At 57.1% G+C, this 21,350-nt stretch carries 19 protein-coding genes; 5 read left to right on the plus strand and 14 right to left on the minus strand.

Annotation, left to right across the window (positions count from 1 at the left end; all coding sequences use genetic code 11):
- Positions 1 to 31: 31 nt before the first annotated feature.
- From aspS to AC2FJC_RS01825, 4 genes are all read right to left on the minus strand, one after another.
- The gene (gene aspS, locus AC2FJC_RS01810; protein ID WP_496738181.1) at positions 32 to 1,807 is read right to left on the minus strand and encodes an aspartate--tRNA ligase; all 1,776 of its coding nucleotides are present in this window, start codon (positions 1,805 to 1,807) and stop codon (positions 32 to 34) included.
- Between the two features lie 78 nt (positions 1,808 to 1,885).
- Entirely contained in the window at positions 1,886 to 2,557 is a 672-nt protein-coding gene (locus AC2FJC_RS01815; protein ID WP_496738182.1) for a CPBP family intramembrane glutamic endopeptidase, read from the minus strand.
- Positions 2,554 to 3,201, minus strand: coding sequence for an aminotransferase class IV family protein (locus tag AC2FJC_RS01820; RefSeq protein ID WP_496738183.1), 648 nt, complete (start codon positions 3,199 to 3,201; stop codon positions 2,554 to 2,556). The genes AC2FJC_RS01815 and AC2FJC_RS01820 overlap by 4 nt, the downstream gene beginning before the upstream one ends.
- Positions 3,156 to 4,283, minus strand: a complete 1,128-nt coding sequence (locus tag AC2FJC_RS01825; protein ID WP_496724576.1) for an aminodeoxychorismate synthase component I — start codon at positions 4,281 to 4,283, stop codon at positions 3,156 to 3,158. Before AC2FJC_RS01825 ends, AC2FJC_RS01820 begins: the two co-directional genes overlap by 46 nt.
- A gap of 176 nt (positions 4,284 to 4,459) precedes the next feature.
- On the opposite strand from AC2FJC_RS01825, the gene carB reads away from it, so the two are divergent.
- From carB to AC2FJC_RS01840, 3 genes are all read left to right on the plus strand, one after another.
- Positions 4,460 to 7,804, plus strand: coding sequence for a carbamoyl-phosphate synthase large subunit (gene carB, locus AC2FJC_RS01830; RefSeq protein WP_496738184.1), 3,345 nt, complete (start codon positions 4,460 to 4,462; stop codon positions 7,802 to 7,804).
- A 254-nt stretch (positions 7,805 to 8,058) separates the two neighbouring features.
- Positions 8,059 to 8,469 (plus strand): VOC family protein, encoded by a 411-nt coding sequence (locus tag AC2FJC_RS01835; protein WP_496738185.1) that lies wholly within the window; start codon positions 8,059 to 8,061, stop codon positions 8,467 to 8,469.
- Between the two features lie 94 nt (positions 8,470 to 8,563).
- Entirely contained in the window at positions 8,564 to 9,694 is a 1,131-nt protein-coding gene (locus AC2FJC_RS01840) for a hypothetical protein (protein WP_496738186.1), read from the plus strand.
- A gap of 42 nt (positions 9,695 to 9,736) precedes the next feature.
- Here AC2FJC_RS01840 and AC2FJC_RS01845 read toward each other — a convergent pair whose 3' ends face one another.
- The 3 genes from AC2FJC_RS01845 to AC2FJC_RS01855 are packed head-to-tail and all read right to left on the minus strand — an operon-like array spanning position 9,737 to position 14,297.
- Positions 9,737 to 12,784 carry an efflux RND transporter permease subunit gene (locus AC2FJC_RS01845; RefSeq protein ID WP_496738187.1) on the minus strand — a complete coding sequence of 1,016 codons (3,048 nt, stop codon included), beginning with the start codon at positions 12,782 to 12,784 and terminating at the stop codon, positions 9,737 to 9,739.
- A gap of 11 nt (positions 12,785 to 12,795) precedes the next feature.
- Positions 12,796 to 13,833, minus strand: coding sequence for an efflux RND transporter periplasmic adaptor subunit (locus AC2FJC_RS01850; protein WP_496738188.1), 1,038 nt, complete (start codon positions 13,831 to 13,833; stop codon positions 12,796 to 12,798).
- Entirely contained in the window at positions 13,830 to 14,297 is a 468-nt protein-coding gene (locus AC2FJC_RS01855) for a MarR family winged helix-turn-helix transcriptional regulator (RefSeq protein ID WP_282151756.1), read from the minus strand. The genes AC2FJC_RS01850 and AC2FJC_RS01855 overlap by 4 nt, the downstream gene beginning before the upstream one ends.
- A gap of 168 nt (positions 14,298 to 14,465) precedes the next feature.
- On the opposite strand from AC2FJC_RS01855, the gene AC2FJC_RS01860 reads away from it, so the two are divergent.
- Complete coding sequence (locus AC2FJC_RS01860; RefSeq protein WP_496738189.1) at positions 14,466 to 15,590, plus strand: beta-ketoacyl-ACP synthase III; 1,125 nt, start codon at positions 14,466 to 14,468, stop codon at positions 15,588 to 15,590.
- A 10-nt stretch (positions 15,591 to 15,600) separates the two neighbouring features.
- On the opposite strand, the gene AC2FJC_RS01865 is transcribed toward AC2FJC_RS01860, so the two are convergent.
- Positions 15,601 to 16,605, minus strand: coding sequence for a hypothetical protein (locus tag AC2FJC_RS01865; RefSeq protein ID WP_496738190.1), 1,005 nt, complete (start codon positions 16,603 to 16,605; stop codon positions 15,601 to 15,603).
- A gap of 63 nt (positions 16,606 to 16,668) precedes the next feature.
- A complete protein-coding gene (locus AC2FJC_RS01870) occupies positions 16,669 to 17,130 on the minus strand; it encodes a hypothetical protein (RefSeq protein ID WP_058275729.1) in 462 nt (153 codons plus the stop codon).
- A 354-nt stretch (positions 17,131 to 17,484) separates the two neighbouring features.
- Here AC2FJC_RS01870 and AC2FJC_RS01875 point away from each other — a divergent pair, with 354 nt between their 5' ends.
- Complete coding sequence (locus tag AC2FJC_RS01875; protein WP_496738191.1) at positions 17,485 to 18,063, plus strand: thymidine kinase; 579 nt, start codon at positions 17,485 to 17,487, stop codon at positions 18,061 to 18,063.
- Here the strand turns inward: AC2FJC_RS01875 and AC2FJC_RS01880 are convergent.
- The 5 genes from AC2FJC_RS01880 to AC2FJC_RS01900 all read right to left on the minus strand — a co-directional run bounded on the left by AC2FJC_RS01880 (position 18,060) and on the right by AC2FJC_RS01900 (position 21,255).
- Complete coding sequence (locus AC2FJC_RS01880; protein ID WP_496738192.1) at positions 18,060 to 19,010, minus strand: 2-hydroxyacid dehydrogenase; 951 nt, start codon at positions 19,008 to 19,010, stop codon at positions 18,060 to 18,062. The two genes, AC2FJC_RS01875 and AC2FJC_RS01880, sit on opposite strands and share 4 nt — an antisense overlap.
- Complete coding sequence (locus AC2FJC_RS01885) at positions 19,010 to 19,348, minus strand: tRNA-binding protein (protein WP_496738193.1); 339 nt, start codon at positions 19,346 to 19,348, stop codon at positions 19,010 to 19,012. The genes AC2FJC_RS01880 and AC2FJC_RS01885 overlap by 1 nt, the downstream gene beginning before the upstream one ends.
- On the minus strand, positions 19,341 to 20,156 hold the full coding sequence (gene proC / locus AC2FJC_RS01890; protein WP_496738194.1) for a pyrroline-5-carboxylate reductase: 816 nt from the start codon (positions 20,154 to 20,156) through the stop codon (positions 19,341 to 19,343). The genes AC2FJC_RS01885 and proC overlap by 8 nt, the downstream gene beginning before the upstream one ends.
- Before the next feature lie 36 nt (positions 20,157 to 20,192).
- Positions 20,193 to 20,693, minus strand: coding sequence for a type III secretion system chaperone family protein (locus AC2FJC_RS01895; protein ID WP_496724030.1), 501 nt, complete (start codon positions 20,691 to 20,693; stop codon positions 20,193 to 20,195).
- A 313-nt stretch (positions 20,694 to 21,006) separates the two neighbouring features.
- Complete coding sequence (locus AC2FJC_RS01900) at positions 21,007 to 21,255, minus strand: accessory factor UbiK family protein (protein WP_050604795.1); 249 nt, start codon at positions 21,253 to 21,255, stop codon at positions 21,007 to 21,009.
- Positions 21,256 to 21,350 lie beyond the last annotated feature (95 nt).

Below are 21,350 nucleotides of genomic sequence, written 5' to 3' on the forward strand. Positions count from 1 at the left end.
GCTGCAGGGTAAGCAGCGGGTTTTGTCATTCTCAGTCTTGAGGGATGATCCGCAGGCCCAGCTCCATCATCTGATCCGAAGTCGGATCGGATGGTGCGTCCATCATCAGGTCCTCGGCACGCTGGTTCATGGGGAACATCATGACCTCGCGGATGTTGGCTTCATCGGCCAGCAGCATCACGATACGGTCGATACCAGCGGCGCAGCCACCGTGCGGCGGGGCACCATAATGGAAGGCGTTGAACAGCGCACCAAAGCGGCTTTTGACTTCATCCTCGCCATAGCCTGCCAGCTCAAAGGCCTTAAGCATGATCTCGGGCTTGTGGTTTCGGATTGCACCCGACACCAGCTCATACCCATTGCAAGCCAAGTCGTACTGATAGCCTCGCACATCCAGAGGATTGCCTTCCAGAGCCTCCATTCCGCCCTGCGGCATCGAGAACGGGTTGTGTTCAAAGTCGATGGCACCGGATTCTTCGTCCTGCTCGTAGATCGGAAAATCCACGATCCAGGCAAAGGCGAAGCGGTCTTTCTCGGTCAGGTTCAGTTCCTCACCGATCACATCACGCGCCTTGCCTGCGACTTTTTCAAAGGCTTTCGGCTTACCACCCAGGAAGAACGCCGCATCACCAACGCCCAGCCCCAATTGCTGACGGATGGCCTCGGTGCGTTCGGGGCCGATGTTTTTGGCCAGCGGACCTGCGGCCTCCATCCCTTCGCCCTGATCGCGCCAGAAGATGTAACCCATGCCGGGCAAACCCTCTTTCTGAGCGAATGCGTTCATGCGGTCGCAGAACTTACGGCTACCACCGGTCGGCGCGGGGATGGCGCGGATTTCGGTGCCTTCCTGCTCCAGCAGCTTCGCGAAAATCGCGAAGCCAGACCCGCGGAAGTGGTCAGAGACCACTTGCATTTTAATAGGGTTCCGCAGATCGGGCTTGTCGGAACCGTACCACAATGCAGCATCCTTGTAGGAGATCTGCGGCCATTCCTGATCGACCTTGCGGCCACCGCCGAACTCTTCGAACACACCGGTCAGAACCGGCTGGATCGTGTCGAACACGTCCTGCTGTTCGACAAATGACATCTCAAGGTCAAGCTGGTAGAAATCAGTGGGCGAGCGGTCGGCACGTGGGTCTTCGTCACGGAAGCAGGGCGCGATCTGAAAATACTTGTCAAAGCCCGACACCATGATCAGCTGTTTGAACTGCTGCGGGGCCTGCGGCAGCGCGTAGAACTTGCCCGGGTGCAAACGCGACGGCACAAGGAAGTCACGCGCGCCTTCAGGCGACGATGCGGTGATGATCGGCGTCTGATACTCTCGGAAGCCCTGATCCCACATGCGCTTGCGCATCGAGGCGACAACGTCCGAACGCAGGGTCATGTTCTGCTGCATCGCCTCGCGGCGCAGGTCCAGGTAACGATAGCGCAGACGCGTTTCCTCGGGGTATTCCTGGTCTCCGAACACCATCAGTGGCAGCTCGTCAGCCGCTCCCAGCACTTCCAGTTCACGCACGTAAACTTCGATCTCACCAGTGGGCAGCTTTGCATTCACCAGTTCCGGGTCACGTGCTTTGACGGTGCCGTCGATGCGGATACACCATTCGGACCGGACCTTTTCAAGCGCGGCAAAAGCTGCACTGTCGCCATCACACAGAACCTGTGTCACACCGAAATGATCGCGCAGATCGATGAAAAGCACGCCGCCGTGATCTCGTACCCGATGCACCCAACCGGACAGGCGGACGGTTTCACCGACATTGGCGGCGGTCAGTGCGGCGCAGGTGTGGCTGCGGTAGGCGTGCATGGATTTATCCCTTCGGGCGTAGAATTCGTCGCGCCGGTACACCCTGTCAGGCTTGGAAAGTCAAGGCAGGTCGCGCCGTCAAAACGGCCTTTGCACGTTGCCGGAATAGAAATAGATGCCCAGACCCGCCGCAAAGATAACATTACCCGCAATAGCGTGCAGCAGGACCGCGTAGAAAAACGACCCGCGTTGACGGTAGGCCCAAGTGAACAACAGCCCTCCGCCAAAGGTCATGATGGCGACAATCCAGCTCCAGTACATCAGGTGGGCCAGCGAAAACAAGGACGCGTTCAGTAGGTAAGCCACCTTCCCGTTTGGCAGGATCGCCTGGTAGCGGCGGAAGAACAGCGACCGGAACAAAAGCTCTTGCGGAAGGGCCGAAGCAATCGGGTAAGCCAGCCAGATCACTGCCAGGAATTCGGGCCGGTAGAGAAGCATGCGAAATGCAACATCCGGTCGCATCGCCATGACGACCGCCGAGCAAAACGCCGCCATGGCAACAGTGAAGAGAGCGAGCTCGCGCCACGTCCAATTGCGCCAGTTGTACCGAAGTTCGGCCCAGGCAAAACCCGGCGTGTAATGGAGCAGGATGATACCGATGGCCGTGAAGGTGAACAGCGACGGAAACATCCAATTCGGAGGAAAAAAGACCGCGATCAGAACTGGTACTGCGACAAAGAACAGGCCGAACTCCAGCCGTAGCCGCAGGTGATGCGTCCCGTCATGCGCCCAATCGCTTTGTTTGCTCACAATACCGCCAATTCCGCCCGGATCAGGCCACGTAAGGAATTCCCTACGAAAACTTTTTCCGCGTTTTTCAGATCGGTCAAGGACAAGACGCTTTCGGTAACCTGTTTATTATCAATCAGTTCTTCTCGCAGAATCCCCGGTAGCAAACCACAGGTCAGCTTTGGCGTCAGACGACGGCCGTCCGGCATATGCAGGAACAGGTTGGTGATGGTCCCTTCGCACAGTTCTTCACGTTCATTCAGAAAAAGAAATTCGTCTATTCCGTCCGGCAGCGATGCGCGAGCCGTATCATAAACAGAGCGTTGTGTCGTCTTGTGCTGCAACCAAACATCCGACGCGGAAAGCCGCATTTTGGTGACCGCGACCCGCCATAATGGTGGGTTGTCGGCCAAAGCTCCGGTTGTCACATCGTATGTTCCATCAACTGCCAGTGTAAGCCGGCACCGCAGAGGAGATTGCCCTCCGACAGTGTCCAGTGCCTGGATGGCTGCGCCCACATCGAAAGGCATGCCCATGGCAGCAGCTGACCGGGCCATACGGGATAGATGTCGATCCCGGCGAACGAACCCTTGGCCGGGTCGAAAGGCCAGTGTTTCGATTAGGCGGAAGTCAGGGTCAGCTGGTGGGCAAAGCGAGCTTTCCATAGCGCTTCCTCATATTCCGATGGGGCCGTGCTGTCCCAGATCACTCCACCGCCGACATTGAGGGTGGCCGCGCCATTCTCGACCATCAGGGTCCGGATGGCCACGTTGAATTCGGAACGCCCGTCCGGCGCAGCCCACCCAATTGCACCGCAATAAACATCGCGAGGCCAGGGTTCGAGATCGGACAAAATCTCCATGGCTCGAATTTTGGGGGCACCGGTAATGGAGCCGCAGGGAAACAAAGCAGTCAGGATATCGGACAGCTCGGCGCCCATATGCAGCTGCGCCTGCACCAGCGAGATCATCTGATGCACGGTCGCATAGGTTTCGACCTTGAACAGTTCGGGCACCTTGACGGATCCGGGCATCGCGACGCGGCTGATATCGTTGCGCAACAGATCGACGATCATCAGGTTTTCAGCCCGGTTCTTTTCGTCGACCGCCAGGAACGCGCGACGCCGGGCGTCTTCAGCCATATCCTCGCTGCGGGGTTGGGTCCCCTTCATTGGGCGGGTTTCGATCCCGCGGTCCGCGTTCGTGCGAAAGAACAGCTCAGGAGACCGGCTGAGCAGATCGGGCAACCCATCCTGCTGGATCAACGCGCCATGACCTACGGGCTGTCCGGCCGTGAGCGCGGCATAAAGCGCGGCGCTATCGCCCTCTACAGTCATATCAATCGGGAATGTCAGGTTGGCCTGATAAATATCCCCTGCCCCAATGGCGTCATGCACGTGTTGAAACGCCTGCGTGTACCGCGCCTCGTCCCAGCGCGGCTCAAACTGGGTCACGCCACCGGATGCAACCGGCAATTCCCGCTGAATGGGGCGATCATAAACGCCGAAGCATAGTAAAGGCAGCCGGCGGCCTTCTGGCAAACGCTCAGACAGGCGCGGTTCCAGCACGTACCCTAGCTCATAGCTGGCATAGCCAGCCAACCAAGCCCCTTGCGCGCGCGCCTCGTCCAGCGCCTCCAACGCTTGGGGCACGTCCTCCGCATTGTCCGCGCGGATCATTTCGGCTGGCCGGTCAAAACTGGTTCCTGATCCGGCTGGCCCCTGATCAAAACGAATACGCAATTGCATCCTCATTTGTCGTGCTGCGCGGTATAGAGAATACGCCGCCAAGGGAAAGGGGGGAAAGCGGCAATTTCGCCCCTGTTTCCGATCCCCCTTGCACCTTTTCGCGCGGTCCCTATAACGCAGGACAATTTGGGCGCTTGGGGGTGCCCTGAATCGCGGACAATCGAAGGAACGTGGCCATGCCGAGAAGAACCGACATTCAGTCGATCATGATCATCGGGGCGGGCCCCATTGTTATTGGTCAGGCTTGCGAGTTCGACTATTCCGGCGCTCAGGCCTGCAAGGCGCTGCGTGAAGAAGGGTACCGGGTCATTCTGGTGAACTCAAACCCCGCCACGATCATGACCGACCCCGAATTGGCCGACGCGACATATATCGAGCCGATCACGCCCGAGGTTGTCGCCAAGATCATCGAGAAAGAGCGCCCCGACGCGCTGCTGCCCACAATGGGTGGTCAGACTGGCCTGAACACCTCACTCGCGCTGGAAGAGATGGGTGTGCTGGACAAATTCGGTGTCGAGATGATCGGCGCTAAACGCGACGCCATCGAAATGGCCGAAGACCGCGCCCTGTTCCGCGAGGCGATGGACCGGCTGGGTATCGAAAACCCAAAGGCCGAGATCGTGACTGCCCCCAAGGACGAAAGCGGCAAGAAAGACCTGGACGCTGGTGTGGCACTGGCCCTTGAAACCCTTGAAAATGTGGGCTTACCCGCCATCATCCGCCCCGCCTTTACGCTGGGCGGCACCGGCGGCGGCGTGGCGTATAACCGCGAGGATTATATTCATATTTGCCGCACAGGCATGGATGCCTCGCCCGTTGGCCAAATCCTGATCGATGAAAGCCTGCTGGGCTGGAAAGAATACGAGATGGAGGTGGTGCGCGACACTGCGGACAACGCCATCATCGTCTGCTCCATCGAAAACGTCGACCCTATGGGCGTGCACACCGGCGACTCAATCACCGTGGCCCCTGCCCTGACGCTGACCGACAAAGAATACCAGATCATGCGCAATCACTCGATTGCCGTGCTGCGTGAAATCGGTGTCGAAACTGGCGGATCAAACGTGCAATGGGCGATCAATCCGGTTGATGGCCGGATGGTCGTGATTGAGATGAACCCACGCGTATCGCGGTCTTCGGCGCTGGCGTCCAAGGCGACAGGTTTTCCGATTGCCAAGATCGCGGCCAAGCTGGCTGTAGGTTACACGCTGGACGAACTGGACAACGATATCACCAAGGTCACGCCTGCCTCGTTTGAGCCGACCATCGACTATGTCGTCACCAAGATCCCAAAATTCGCCTTCGAGAAATTCCCCGGGTCTGAACCTTATCTGACCACCGCGATGAAATCGGTGGGTGAGGCCATGTCTATCGGCCGTACCATCCACGAATCGATGCAAAAGGCGCTGGCTTCGATGGAATCGGGTCTGACCGGGTTTGATGAGGTGGAAATCCCTGGCCTGAATGTGGGCGTCTGGGACGACGCTGACGACAAAGCCGCCGTGATCAAGGCGATCAGCCAGCAGACACCCGACCGTCTGCGCACCATTGCGCAGGCCATGCGACACGGCCTGACCGATGATGAGATTTTCGGCGTTACCAAATTCGACCCGTGGTTCCTCGCCCGTATCCGCGAAATCGTTGCGGCCGAACGTCAGGTGCGCAAAGACGGCTTGCCGGTGACCGAAGAAGATCTCCGCAAGCTGAAAATGCTGGGCTTCACCGATGCGCGTCTGGGCAATCTGACCGGCCGCGACGAGGACAACGTCCGGCGCGCCCGCCGCAATCTGGGCGTCAATGCCGTGTTCAAACGCATCGACACCTGTGCCGCCGAGTTCGAGGCGCAGACGCCCTATATGTATTCGACCTACGAAGCGCCTATGATGGGCGAGGTTGAATGTGAAGCGCGTCCGTCCGACCGCAAAAAGGTTGTCATCCTCGGCGGTGGCCCAAATCGGATCGGTCAAGGGATCGAGTTCGATTACTGTTGCTGTCACGCCTGCTTCGCGCTGACCGAGGCTGGCTATGAAACCATCATGATCAACTGCAACCCCGAGACCGTGTCGACCGACTATGACACCTCGGATCGTTTGTATTTTGAACCCCTAACTTTCGAACACGTCATGGAAATCCTGACGAAAGAACAGGAAAACGGCACGCTGCACGGTGTGATTGTTCAATACGGCGGTCAGACCCCGCTAAAACTGGCCAACGCGCTGGAATCAGAAGGCATTCCGATCCTCGGCACCACGCCGGACGCCATCGACCTGGCCGAAGACCGTGAACGGTTCCAGGCACTGGTCAATGATCTGGGCTTGAAACAGCCTAAGAATGGCATCGCATCTACCGACGAACAAGCGCTGGAAATTGCTGAAGATATCGGTTTCCCGCTGGTGATCCGCCCCTCATACGTTCTGGGTGGTCGCGCTATGGAAATCGTGCGCGATATGGATCAGCTGAAACGCTACATCAACGAGGCGGTGGTCGTCTCGGGTGACAGCCCTGTACTGCTGGATAGCTATCTGGCTGGTGCGGTTGAGCTGGACGTCGACGCCCTTTGTGATGGCACAGACGTTCACGTTGCAGGCATCATGCAGCACATCGAAGAAGCCGGCGTCCACTCGGGTGACTCGGCCTGTTCGCTGCCGCCCTATTCGCTGTCAAAAGAAATCATCGTGCAAATCAAGGACCAGGCATACAAATTGGCCAAGGCACTGAACGTTGTCGGCCTGATGAATGTGCAGTTCGCGATCAAGGACGATGAAATCTACCTGATCGAAGTGAACCCACGCGCCTCGCGGACCGTACCGTTTGTGGCCAAGGCGACCGACAGTGCGATTGCTTCGATTGCAGCACGCGTCATGGCCGGTGAGAAACTTTCGAACTTCCCTATGCGCCCCGCATACAAGGATGGTCAGGATACCAAGATTGCCGACCAGATGACGCTGGCCGATCCGGACATGCCGTGGTTCTCGGTGAAAGAGGCTGTTTTGCCTTTTGCCCGCTTCCCCGGCGTTGACACCATTCTGGGCCCGGAAATGCGTTCCACTGGCGAGGTCATGGGCTGGGACCGCGACTTCCCGCGCGCCTTCCTCAAGGCGCAGATGGGCGCAGGCATGGTCCTACCGTCCTCGGGTCGCGCCTTTATCTCGATCAAGGACGCCGATAAGGGTGCTGCTATGCTAGAGGCCGCTCAGGTTCTGACCGAACAAGGTTTCTCGCTTGTCGCGACCCGTGGCACACAAAGCTGGTTGGCCGAGCAAGGCGTTGCCTGTGAGATCGTCAACAAGGTCTATGAGGGTCGCCCGGACGTGGTCGATATGTTGAAAGACGGCCAGGTTCAGCTGTTGATGAACACCACCGAAGGTGCTCAAGCGGTCGAGGACAGCAAGGCCATTCGGTCCATCGCGCTGTACGACAAAATCCCGTACTATACGACGGCTGCCGCAAGCCACGCCGCCGCGCTGGCAATCAAGGCGCAGGCCGAAGGCGATGTCGAGGTTAGATCGTTGCAGGGCTGATCGGCCTTAACCTGCTTACACGACCGAACGTTTCGCGCGCCCGTTGACCTTGTGTCCCCGGGCGCGCATCTTTTCTATGATTGAGCAGAAGGAAAAAAACAAATGCGCAGGTTTATTGTTTTCGCCGCAATGATGACGCTTGCAGCGTGTGATGTGCCCTTTGTCCCGCTGATCTAATACAGCTTTCAGTGCTGTTTTTCTGTGACCCTCCGATATTAAGGCCGTGTGATACCGTCCCTAAATCGGGGGAAGCCGTGCGCCTTTACGCCACTTATGGAACAAATGACCTGTCGCGGGCCATTAAGTTCTATGACGCGATCTTTTCTGTCTTGGAACTGCCACGCCTTCCAGGATGGACCAAAGATCGTGCGGGTTGGGGAACCGAACCAGACGATGGGACCGGGTTCTGGATAAACACACCCTTTGACGGGAACCCTGCCGATGTGGGCAACGGGACGATGATCGCGTTTCCCACCCAAAGCGCCGCAACGGTCCGACAGTTTCACACTGCAGGGCTGGAGCATGGTGGCACAAACGCTGGTGCCCCGGGTACAAGAGACTATTACGCACCTGATTTCTATGTCACTTATCTGCGCGACCCTGACGGGAACAAACTGTCCTGTTTTTATTATCACTATGACCCGGCGAGGGATCCGGGCGACTGAACCCGGCGCCAGAAATACCGATGAGCTGGCTATCTAAGCGCATGTAAGTTGGCGGCAACAATTCGAAATTGCCAGCAAGTTTAAGGCAACGACTTTGACACAAGAGCACTATCCGATTTTTGCCTCCAGCAGCCTTACGGAACTCGGGCTACGCCGCGAAATGAAACCGGGCCATGTTGGCCCAGACTATACCGAGCACGTGTACGACTATGACACGTTCTGGTACGATGCATTTTGGGACCGGGGCAGCCTGGTGGTTTTCTGCCCAAAACTGTTCGGCCTGTACCACGTGATCCGAGAAGGCCAGTTTTATCTGGATGAAGACAAAGTCGGGAAACCCCGCCTGAAGTCCCATGAGTTCTATGATCTATTGATCATCCGGACGTCAAAGAAGCCACAAACCCTAAGGTTTGAATGGCGCGGTTCTGGTGTCGAGTCGCCCGTGAATTCGGTCCAGCAGGATTCGGCCCCTCACACTGGGAAAAACGTGGCCGTAACCTTGTCGCGTGACAACGACCTGACCTGGATTGAAGATTTTGCCCGTTACCATTGTCAGATGCATGGGCTGGAGCAGATGCTGTTCTTCGACAATGCCTCAACCCGGTATGGGCTGGACGACATCCGCGAAGCGCTGAGGCGGGGTGGGATCCATAACCCAACGGTGCTGTCCGCGCCTTTCAGGTACGGCGTTGTTTCGCAAGACAGAAAGGGCAAAAACCGTCACAATACGATGTTTCTGCAGACTTCGCTGCTGAACATCGCGCGCTTGCGTTTTCTTTCGGGCGCTCGCGCGGTTCTTCAATGTGATATTGATGAACTGGTCTGGTGCAAAAGCGGTTCAATTTTTGACCTCACCCAAAAACGGCCAACCGGGTTTGTCCGCCTGGGTGTGGAATGGCGGTATCCGGATGCAGGCTGCACCGAAAATTTTCGACATTCCGATCACATCCGCAAAAAGGCGGACGACAAACTGTGCAGAGCCAAATACTGCATCGCGCCCTCTGGTCCTCTTTGGTTTACGTCATGGCACGTCCACACAATCGGGCTGTTGAAGTCACGAGGCAGTCTGATCACCCCAAAATCCAATGGCGTCTGGCATTGCAAGGCAATCACGTCGAGCGCTTGGCGAAGTTATGACACTAATGCCCGATCCAACTATGACATTGCCCCTGAAACGCAGGCGGCCTTAGACCGAGTCAATTGGTCGAAAAACCCGGCTGGATAGGACACCAGCCGGGTTTGAGAAATTCGACAAAAATCTGAGCTGTTACGCAGCGGCTTCTTTAATCTCACGCTTTTCATCTCGCGCGAAGAAGATCATGTAGAAGACGGGCGCTGCGACCATCGTCAGGATTGTCGCGAAGGCCAGGCCGCCCATAATCGTCACCGCCATGGACTTGAAGAACGCATCTGTCAGCAACGGCGCCATGCCCAGAATAGTGGTGATCGCGGCCAGCATCACTGGGCGCAGACGTGAGACCGAGGCCTCGATGATCGACTCGCGCAAGCCTTTGCCGGTTTCGCGGACCAGATCGATTTCCTCGACCAAAACAATGCCGTTCTTGATTAGCATCCCCGACAGGCTGAGCAGACCCAGCAGCGCCGTGAAGGTGAACGGAAGACCAGTACCCAACAACCCGATAACCACGCCATTTACGGACATCGGCACCAGCAACCAGATGATAATCGGCTGACGGATGGCGTTAAAAATCAACACCGAAATCAGCACCATGATCAACAGGCTGACCGGCAACTGACGGCCCAGGCTTTCGTTGGCGTCACCGGCGTTTTCGAACTCGCCACCCCACTCCATGCGATACCCTGCGGGCAGTTCCATCTCTTCGATGGCAGCGCGAACTTCCGAGTGGACCTGAGCCGCCGTCAGACCCGCCGGAATTTCGGCGCCGACGGTAATGGTCAGCACCCGGTCACGACGATGAACCAGCGTGTTGAGCGATTTGTACTCGAACCCGTCGACCATCTGTTCGATTGGCACAAACTTTTCGGACTGATCCGAGTACACGACCTGATCGACGATCGAGTAATCTCCGTCCGCAGGGCGGCGGATGATGATCGGGATCAAACGGTCGCGTTCCCGGAATACACCCGCCCTGATACCATCGGTCGAAAATTGCAGCGTTCCGGCGATATCTTCACGGGTGACACCGGCAGTCTGCGCTCGTTCTGTCGCATAGATAGGCTGAACCGCCAGTTCCTTCTCACGCCAGTCCTGATAGACATGCAAAGCGTTCTCGGACGCACCGCGCATCCGCTGAATCGCTTCGTCCGCAAGCTGCCGCAGAACAGCCGGATCACTACCCGAGAACCGGGCCTGGATCGGATCACCGCCGCCAGGGCCAAAGATCAGACGCTTGGTGCGGAACTCACCTTCGGGGAATTGAGCGGAGCCAAACGCCTCTAGATCAGCCTGCAATGCGGGAATGTCATCCAGAGTTTCTGTACGGATGATCATGTGGCCATAGCTGGGGTTCGGTTTCTCTGCCGAATAGGTCAGCAGAAACCGGGTTGCCCCCTGCCCAACAAATGTGGTGACGGCAACGACATCGTCGCGTTTGTCCAGCCATTCTTCGAATACAGCCATATCCTCGGCCGTTCGCGCGATGGGCGTACCTTGCGGCAGTTTGTAGTGCACGAAGAACAGCGGCGTGTTCGAATCGGGGAAGAACTGCTGTTTGACCAGTCCAAACCCGGCGAAACAGGCAACAGTGACGCTTATCAAACCGGCAACAACCAGCCAGCGGAACCGGAGCGCCCAGCGCAGGATGCTGCCGTAGACACGGAACATGATCCCGCCATAGGCATCCACAGCGCCTGCCTCACCCTGCTTGAAGAAATAGTGGCCCAGCATTGGTGTCACCGTCAGAGCCAGCACCCAGCTCAGCAGCAGTGAAATACCGATCACCGCAAACAGAGAGAACAGGAACTCGCCCGTCGCATCCGGGCTAAGACCGATCCCTGCAAAGGCCATGATCCCGATTACCGTCGCGCCCAACAACGGGATTTGCGTCTTGGACGCAGCCTCATCCGCCGCATCGCGCGAGTTCTTTCCGCGCAACATGGCGATCTGCATACCCTCGGCAACAACGATGGCGTTATCCACCAACATACCCATCGCGATGATCAGCGCACCCAGCGAGATCCGCTCCATTTCGATCGAGAACATCGACATGAACAGAAGCGTTCCTACTACGGTCAACAAAAGGGTCGAGCCAACGACAATAGCCGCGCGCCACCCCATAAAAACCGCCAGCACAATGACCACGATGGTCACAGACATGGCGAGGTTCACCAGAAAGTCGTTTGAGGCCTGTTCCACCACCACGTGCTGTTGGTAGATCGGCAGGATTTCGACGCCAAAGGGGATCTGAGGGTCAAGTTCCGCAAACTTCGCATCGGCGCGCTTGCCGACCTCAACAATGTTTTCGGAGGATAGGCCAGCGATCCCCAGCGTAAAAGCCTCGGTCCCGTTAAAGCGGATCATAATGTCCGGGTCGGTCTGGCGACCTCGGAAAACCTCAGACATGTCAAACAGGTTGATCACCTGCCCCTGCGAACCGACAGACAGACCGGCGATGGCGGAAACTGAGTCCGACCCTTCGGCGGTCAGGATCGTTGTACGGTCATTCTCTGAACGCAGCGAACCCGACGCGTTCACAGAGTCTGCGTTGGCAATAGCTTCATTGATGGACTGCAGCGGCACATTCTGGTTCACCGAGATGGCCAGATCGGGTTCTACAAAGATAGCCTCTTGCGGCAGGCCCATCACTTCTACGTCTGCGACGCCTTCGACGGTCAGCAATTCGCGCCGCAAGAAGGTGGACAGCTCGTGTTTTTCAGCGTCCGAAAACCCATCAGCCGTTACCGCATAGAACAGCCCGAACACGTCGCCGAACCTGTCATTGACCAGCGGCGCCTGCACTCCCGACGGCAGGCTGCGGGCCGTATCACGCACCTTGGCGCGCAGCTTGGTCCAGATTTCGGGCAATTCGGTTCCGTCATATGTCGATTGGATCTCAACTTCGATCAGCGAAAGCCCGGGCTGATTCACGGATGTGATCGTATCAACCTCACCCATTTGCTGGATGGCGGATTCCAGTGGCTCGGATACCTCCAGCGCCACCTGTTCAGCCGTTGCACCGGGATACTGGGTCACGATGACCGCGTTTTTAATAGTGAAGGCCGGATCTTCCAGACGTCCCAACGACAGAAACCCCCAGACGCCACCAAACAGGGCGATCAGGATTATCAGCCACGTATAGATCGGGCGATCAATGGATGCGCGCGCAATGTTCATCGATCCGCCCTTCAGTTTGCAAAGCCGACAAAGCGGCGAACGGCTTGGCCATCTGTCAACGTGCTGCCACCCGCGACGACGATCTCGTCACCATCGTTCAACCCTGTCAGAACACGGACTTCGCCGGTCTGCGTGGGTTCGATGGTAACCGGCACAAGCTGGACGGCGCCTTCATCGGCCCCAACCGGTGAAAACACCATGACGCCCAGACCGCCCTCAGCGTCCGAAATGATGGCCGTTGCAGGCACAACGATACCTGTCCGGGCGTCCTGGACCTTCACATTCACGGTCACCGACGAACCCGGCAAAATCTGCAATCCTTCGGGAGGGGTAAGACCAAATTGGATACGGAACGTCTGACCAACGCTTGAAGTTTCGGCGTCAAATTCCCGGATCTGCAGAGGAAAGACCTCGTCGCTGGTTGGAAACTTCGCCGTAATCGTAATGTCATCTTCCTGACCCGATCGTTGGAACAGGATTTCCGGCACATCCACTTCGATCCGCAATTCGGACATATCGTGGATACGTACGATGGGTGCCCCTGCGTTTACAGTCGTAAAAGACTCGACCGTTCGACGAGATACCAACGCATCAAAAGGCGCGGTCAGTGTGGCGTGTTCCAGATCATATTCGGCATCGCGGACGGCAATATCCGCCAGTTGCGCTTCGGTTTCCGCGTCGTCCACCGCCACCTGGCTGGCTGTGGTTCCGCGCAAGCGGGAAAGACGGGCCACGGTACGATCCGCCTGATCCTTTTGCAGGACAGCGCGGTCATAGCGGCGCTGGAATGGTTCCTGATCCAATTGCGCGATCAGCTCGCCCTTGGGTATCACGAACCCCTCGGTCACCGGCATTTCGACGATTTGCCCGGAAACCTGAAAGGCCAGATCGACTGTTTGCCGAGCAGCGACGCGACCAAAAAACTGACGCGAGAAGCCGGGCGATGTCTCTTGGACCATCATTAGTTTTACGGGTTTGGCGCTATCCTGCGCCAAAACGGAGGCGGCGAACACGGTCAGAGCGACGCTCAGTACAATGAAGAGTTTCATTTCTTCAATCCCTCAGGAATTCCTGTTTTCATTATGTTTTCCCGGATCTTCCGGGCCAGTCGTGCAAACTCGGCAGTTTCGTCAGCATCCAGCCCAGAAGCTCGGCGGAACAGGTCTCCCGCCTCGGACATCAGAACCTGTCGCATCTCAAGCCCCTTGTCGGTCAGAACCAACAACCAAGCCCGACGGTCTTCTGGATCGCGCTGGCGGGTCAGGTACCCTGCCTCTTCCAGCGCGTCAGCGGTTGACGTGATGGTGGACGGCACCGTCAGCATGTCTGCAGCCAAAACGCCCATGCGTTTGGGTCGCTCAAGCTTGACCATCATATGGCATTCCTGATGGCTCAGCCCGACCTCTAGTGCGTCCAGGCTTTCTTCCAGTTTCCAGTAGAGCGCATAGACTCCCATCATCGCCTGCACTTCGGGGCTGAGGCAGCGGACCAGCGCACTGTCGTCATGGGTCATCGGTGAATCCGTTTGTAACTTTGGCCTCGCATATACTTCGAAATATGAACTATTCAAGAAGCGAAGCGGATTTCAGCCGAAACTTTGACATTCCCTTGGGTCAACGTCTCTTGATCTAACCCTTGTATGCCTGCATTTTGGGCGAATCCGAAACATTCAGGTCTTATCATGTACACGCCCGCGATCACCGGCTCAGGTGTTTTCACCCCCGAAAACGTCATCACCAACGCCGAACTTGTCACGGCCTTCAACGCCTATGCCGACAAGATGAACGCCCAAAACGCAGACGCAATCGCGGCGGGTGAGATTGAGCCGATGCAGCATTCGTCGGAAGAGTTCATCTTCAAGGCCTCGGGTATCGAGAAACGCTACGTGATGGACAAGGACGGTGTTCTGGACCCTGACGTGATGCATCCTTTGTTGCGTCAACGTGGCGATAACGAACCGGGCATCATGACCGAGATGGCCTTGGATGCGTGTAAAAAGGCGCTGGAACAGGCCGGGCGCAGCGCTGAGGACGTTGATCTGGTGATCTGCGCCGCCTCGAACCACGAACGTGCCTATCCTGCGGTTGCTATCGAGATACAGCAGGCCCTTGGGATCAACGGGTTCGGGTTTGACATGAATGTCGCCTGTTCTTCGGCCACTTTCGGGATTCAGGCCGCCGCGGACATGGTTCGCTCCGGCTCGGTCCGTGCCGCATTGGTGGTGAACCCCGAGATTTGTTCAGGCCATCTGGAATGGCGCGACCGCGATTGTCATTTCATCTTTGGTGATGTGGCCACCGCCACCCTGATCGAACGGATCGAAGACGCGAAAGGCCCGCATTTCGAAATTCTGTCGACCCGCTGCGCGACCGAATTCTCAAACAATATTCGCAACAACAACGGCTTCCTGCGCCGTTCACGCCCTGACGGGGTGGTCGACCGCCGTGACATGCAGTTCATGCAGAACGGACGCAAAGTCTTCAAAGAAGTGCTGCCGATGGTCAGCAAGCACATCTCTGATCACATGGACGCGGAAGGCGTGAACAGCGATGACCTGAAACGCCTGTGGCTGCATCAGGCCAATAAAACGATGAACGATTTTATCGGTAAGAAAGTGCTGGGCCGCGAGCCCGAAGCAAGCGAACAGCCCAACATCCTGCAAGATTATGCCAACACCTCCTCGGCCGGGTCCATCATCGCGTTTTCCAAGTATTCGGATGATCTGTCAGATGGAGATGTCGGCCTGATCTGTTCCTTCGGCGCGGGGTATTCAGTTGGATCGGTGATTGTTAAGCGCCACGGGTGATATGCCGAGATCACTCGGGGCAAACACCAAGCCAAGGGCCGTCGCGGCTCTCGCGTGTTACTTCCAACCAACGGTTTGGCTCTGACTTACACCATTGGTACAAGGCTGGGTCTAGTGGCCGAGTGAACGTCGCTACAACCTGATCCGTTTCCAAATTGACCTGCTTTAAACCAGCTTCGGGCAATACCGCTTTCAGCGCATCACCTAGTGCGGACAACCCGGCCCGTGCAGCAATATCCGACGTCGGGAATTGTGTCGAAATGTGAAAACTGGAAAACGCCACTTCTTCATCTTTGGGCATTCCCCTTAAACCAGCGACAATCAGCTTTCGTCCCAGATCTTGAGAGGCAAGTTCACAGCCTCTGCTCGAGTTCCGGGGGCGGGGCCATTTCCAAAGTTCGGATCCCAAATAGATCTGGAGTTGCCCCTCATTTGGCAAAACGTAGCGGCCGGGACTTGTTTTGATGTCAGCAACGCTCGTTGCGCCATCAATTAGCCAGACAGCGTCATCGGTCACGTCCGCGGTCACTTCGGCCAACTCTTTCAGCTTGAACTTTTCATCCAAGACCGGGCGCACCAAAATCGCCTTCGGAAAAGCCTGCGTACAGACCTTCAAAATTACCCGAGACGTTTCGAGCGTGATCCGATCCAAGTAAGCTCGAAAGTAAGTTGTTTCGCCGGACAAGTCAGTGTTTCTGTCTGCATCAGGGCTGCATTCCGTGGGTAGAACACCCTGAACAGTGACACCAAAATAGTGGCAGAAATGCCTCAGCGAAATCGTCCCGTCTAAGATCGGGCCAACATCCGCCTCAAGAATCGGTTCGGCGCTGGCGGGGTCGGCACCGGGTTTTTCAGCAATCTGAACGCTCAGCCGACCGCCTCGGTAGCGAACATAAACATCCCGTTCGTCATGAGTTTGGCCATAGAACTGGCTCGGGCATGACCCGCCGCCGTTCAGCAAGGCAAGGTCAAGATTCAGAGGTTTAGGAAGCTTGGGCGTATGGAAATTAAACATAGCTTGTCGCCTGATCCCCATTCGAGGGGCAATTGACCGTAGCGAGTAGAAGGCAAACAGCTGTCAGCTCACGCTTTCCTCTTCCAGATGCAGCTTCATATCCAGCAGGACCTGTTGCAGCTGGCTGGTTTCCCTCAGAAGACGCTTGGCTTCGTTCACCGTGATGATGCCGTCCTCGATCGCCGATTGATATTCGGTCATCAGCATCGCAAACCGCTGGCTCAGCGCGATGACGTCGGAATTCACTCCGCCAGTACGGGGGCTGTCGTCATTGCGCCCGTCATAGGACAGGGTGATATTTTTCAGATCGGCCAGCGCCGAGGTGACGTGGGGGAAGTTTGCCACTGCTTCAAGCCGCGCCACCGCATCGACCGGCATGAACCGATCAGTATGTTCGACATTGTCAGAATAATAACGGCCCAACGTGGCTTTGGATTTGCCTGTAATCTCACACGCGGATTCGATTCCCACGTCTTTAACCAGCGCTTCAGTGTGTTTTTTCAGGTAGGCCCCGATATCTGCCATGTTTTTACCTTTACTGCCTGCACGCCCCACTAAATCTGCCATTGCGGGGGAAAGGGAAAAGAAAATTCCCATACTCGATTCATAATTGAAATGTCATATGTTGGCTATCCCTCAGATATGCGGGGGTTTTGTGAGTGAGTGGAGGCATTTAATGCCAGTAATGAGTGATTGCGGGTCGGTATTCTTGTCCTGCTACGGTTAGGCCGCATGTTGGCCGACGGCGTCGCTGTTGTTGAGGCGGGGGAATCCATCCCCAATGGGCTTACGCTCGACCTCTGCAACAATAACGGCGACGTCGCTTATTAAAGCTCTTGATGGCTTGCCCGATCAAAGCAGGCGTTTTAGACCCGACCCATGGCAAAACTATACTTTAATTATTCGACGATGAACGCGGGAAAATCGACCGTGTTACTGCAAGCCTCGCACAATTACCGTGAGAGGGGGATGGACACCTATTTGATGACCGCGGCCCTTGATGGCCGGGCCGGTGTTGGCAGGATTGCGTCGCGGATCGGCATATCGGCTGATGCGGACACGTTCGCCGCTGGAACCGACGTGTTCGCGATGATTGAACAGCGCCTGAAAAAAGGGAACATCACCTGCGTTTTTATTGATGAGGCGCAATTTTTGACCGAAGAGCAAGTCTGGCAATTGGCCCGTGCAGTGGATGACCTGCGGGTGCCTGTGCTTGCCTATGGCTTGCGCGTGGATTTTCAGGGCCACCTGTTTCCCGGCTCCGCTGCCTTGCTGGCGTTGGCGGACGAGATGCGCGAAGTGCGGACCATTTGCGAGTGTGGGCGCAAGGCCACGATGGTCATCCGTCAGGACGAAAACGGCAACGCCATCACCGAAGGCGCACAGGTACAGATCGGCGGCAATGAAACTTATGTTTCGCTCTGCCGCAAACATTGGCGCGAGGCCGTCGGGCGCTAGACCGGGTTCGGCAAAGATCGCCCCGCGACGAAAGCTGTAACGTTATCCAGCGCTATATGCCCCATATCGGTGCGGACCTCTTCGGTCGCGGTGCCAAGATGGGGCAATATCGTCACATTCTCCATATCGCGCAGGGCCTGCGGAACGGTGGGTTCGAACTCATAAACATCAAGGCCCGCGCCTGCGATCTGACCGGATTGCAGGGCAGCGATCAGGGAGGATTCGTCCACAACTTCTCCGCGCGCGATGTTGATCAAGATGCCCGAAGGTTTCATCGCCTCCAGCACCGGCGCATTGATCAGGTGGCGCGTTTGCGCACCGCCGGGCACGGCGAGCACCAGGAAATCGACCGCAGCGGCCAGTTCTTTCAGGTCGGGTATGTTTTCTGCGGGAAATTCCACCTCTTTCGGGCTGCGCGACTGGTACGCCACGTCCATCCCGAAACCAAAATGGCAACGCCACGCGATCGCCTGACCAATACGGCCCATCCCGACGATCCCAACGCGTTTTCCGGTCACATGATGCCCCAGCATTTGCGTCGGATGCCAGCCTTGCCAGTTGCCCGAGCGGACCAGCCGTTCTCCCTCGCCCGCGCGGCGCGCGGTCGACAACAGCAACGTCATCGCGATGTCAGCAGTGGCATCGGTAACCGCACCGGGGGTGTTAGTGACCTGAACCCCTGCGGCCTGCGCGGCAGCGACGTCGATATGGTTGTACCCCACACCGAAATTGGCCAGCAGTTTGCAGCGCGGTTGCGGCACTTCCGCGAAAATTGTGGCCGAAAACTGATCGCCCAGGGTGGGCACGACCACATCAAATTCGGCCAATGCGTGCCGCATTTCGTCGGGCGACATTGGCAACGTGCTGCTGCGGATCTCGACGTCGAACTCGGCGCGAGCGCGCGCCTCGACGGCGGCCGTCATGGGGCGTGCGATCAAAAGTTTCATCAGTGCATCCGCCCGCCGGTTGGAACCTCGCCATCCGGGCCAATCAGAACGATCTCGCCCTTGTCGTCGGGCAGGCCCAGCACCAGAACCTCGGACATGAACTTGCCGATCTGGCGCGGTGGGAAATTGACAACGGCCATCACCTGCTTGCCCACAAGCGTCGCTGGATCATAATGCGCCGTTATCTGGGCCGAGGTTCGGCGCTCGCCAATTTCGTCACCAAAGTCGATCCACATCTTGATCGCGGGCTTGCGGGCCTCTGGGTAAGGCTCGGCGCGGACGACCTTACCGACCCGAATGTCGACCTTCAGAAAATCATCGAATGAAATCTCACTCACGGGACAGCTCCTTGGATCGGTCAGTTGCAGCCTTGACGGCGCGGTGCAACAGATCGGGGAAACCTTCTTCCTCATGCATCAGAACTTCAAGCGCAGCTTGCGTCGTACCGTTGGGCGACGTCACGTTGACGCGCAATTGCGATGGGTCTTCCTCTGCCGCCATGGCCAAAGCCCCTGCCCCGGCCACGGTCGATTTGGCCAGTTTCATCGCCAGATCATGCGGCAAGCCTTGCGCCTGTCCGGCTGCTGCCAGCGTTTCGATCAGGTGGAAGACATAAGCAGGCCCCGAACCGCTCAGCCCGGTCACCGCGTCCATCTGTGCCTCGTCCTCAAGGCGAACTGTGTCACCAATTGCGGACAGCAGGTTTTCCGTTAGAGCTATATCGGCGTCTGAGGCGTTTGCATTGCCGATCAATGCTGTGATCCCCTGCCGGATCGCCGCCGGTGTATTTGGCATCGCCCGCACGATTGGGGTGCCTTCACCCAACAAAGCTTCAAAGGTGGCGATTGATGTGCCCGCTGCGACTGACACAAACAGGCTGCCGCCTCCGCCCAGCGCTTTGATCGCTGGCAGTGCCTCGCCCATCATCTGTGGCTTGACGGCCACCAATACGACCGCCGGGGCCTCGGGTAATGGAGTGTTGATATTGACGCCCTGCGCCTTCAGCCAATCCGAAGGATACGGGTCGATCACCCAGACGGCTGACGTAGGAAGGCCATGCTCCAACCAACCGGCGAGCATGGCCGAACCCATCTTGCCGCATCCCAGAAGAACCAGCCCCTGCTCGGCGACGCGTGACATGTCCATGATTGCCCCTCTCCATATCCGGTTTGGGGCAAATCTTTACGCGCGGCCGTAGGCCTCTGCAATGGCGACCTGCATCGCGTCCTCGGGATCGCGGTTGCCCCAGGTGACCAGTTGGATCGCGGGGTAATAGCGCTCGGCGCTCAGAACCGCGGCGGTGATCATTGTGTCGATCTGTTCCGGGCTGGCCATCTGGCCACCCGCCAGAACCAAACCGTACCGGTAGACCATCAGCTTTTGATTGGCCCAATACGTAAAAGCACCGGCCCAGCACTGATCATTCATCTTGTTGAGCAGCTCATAAAGCTCGTTCTCGCGCTCGGATGGAGGTTCCATTTCGAAAGAACACACCATGCGGAGCGTTTCGTCATAGTTGGACCAGGCCAAGGTGATCGAATAGGTGCGCCACTGTCCTTCGACAGCCATGGCAATCTGATCATCCCCGATCCGGTCGAAATCCCAGTCGTGGTGTTCGGCAAGATGTTCAACAATGTCGATTGGATGAAGGTCTTCTTCGAGAAACTGTTCGGAAAGGGCCATAATGCCACCTCACTAATCTCTAGCCTTTTAGGGGCTGGCAGCGCCCCAGCGCTAGTTGCTTGCTCTACAAGCCGGGCTTCCCCAGTCTGCCTGTACTAGATATGGTGCGCCGCTGGCAGGGTTCTGGCAACCCTATTTGTTGGGGATAACATCAATAAGTTGTGGACAGTCGGCAACGGCGATCAAAATATTGGCGTCACCGCCAGCTTTGTCTTGATTAAATTTGGTAAGGTGTCAAAATACACAACACCGCACAATCCCAGCGTGGATTGCGCGGCGGTTTTCTTTTTTCAAAATCTCGAGTGTGCGGAACTTATTTGTCCAGCTTGGCTTCAAGCGCGGCAATACGTGCCTCAAGCGCTGCGTTCTCTTCGCGCGCCTTCTGGGCCATGGCGCGCACAGCATCAAATTCTTCGCGCGTGACGAAATCACGATCGGCTAACCAGCGGTCGATCATCGACTTCATGGCGTTCTCGGCCTCTTCCCGCGCGCCTTGCGCGACGCCCATGGCGTTGGTCATCAGTTGGGAAACGTCATCAAGAATCTTATTACGGGTTTGCATGGCTTTACTCCGGTATCGCGGTTGGTCTCTATATGGGTAAAGAATGGCCCGGGCTCAAGGTTGACTTGCCCCGCTAACCCCGGGCAATGAGACGC

The organism is Ruegeria sp. CDSB117 (assembly GCF_059611005.1).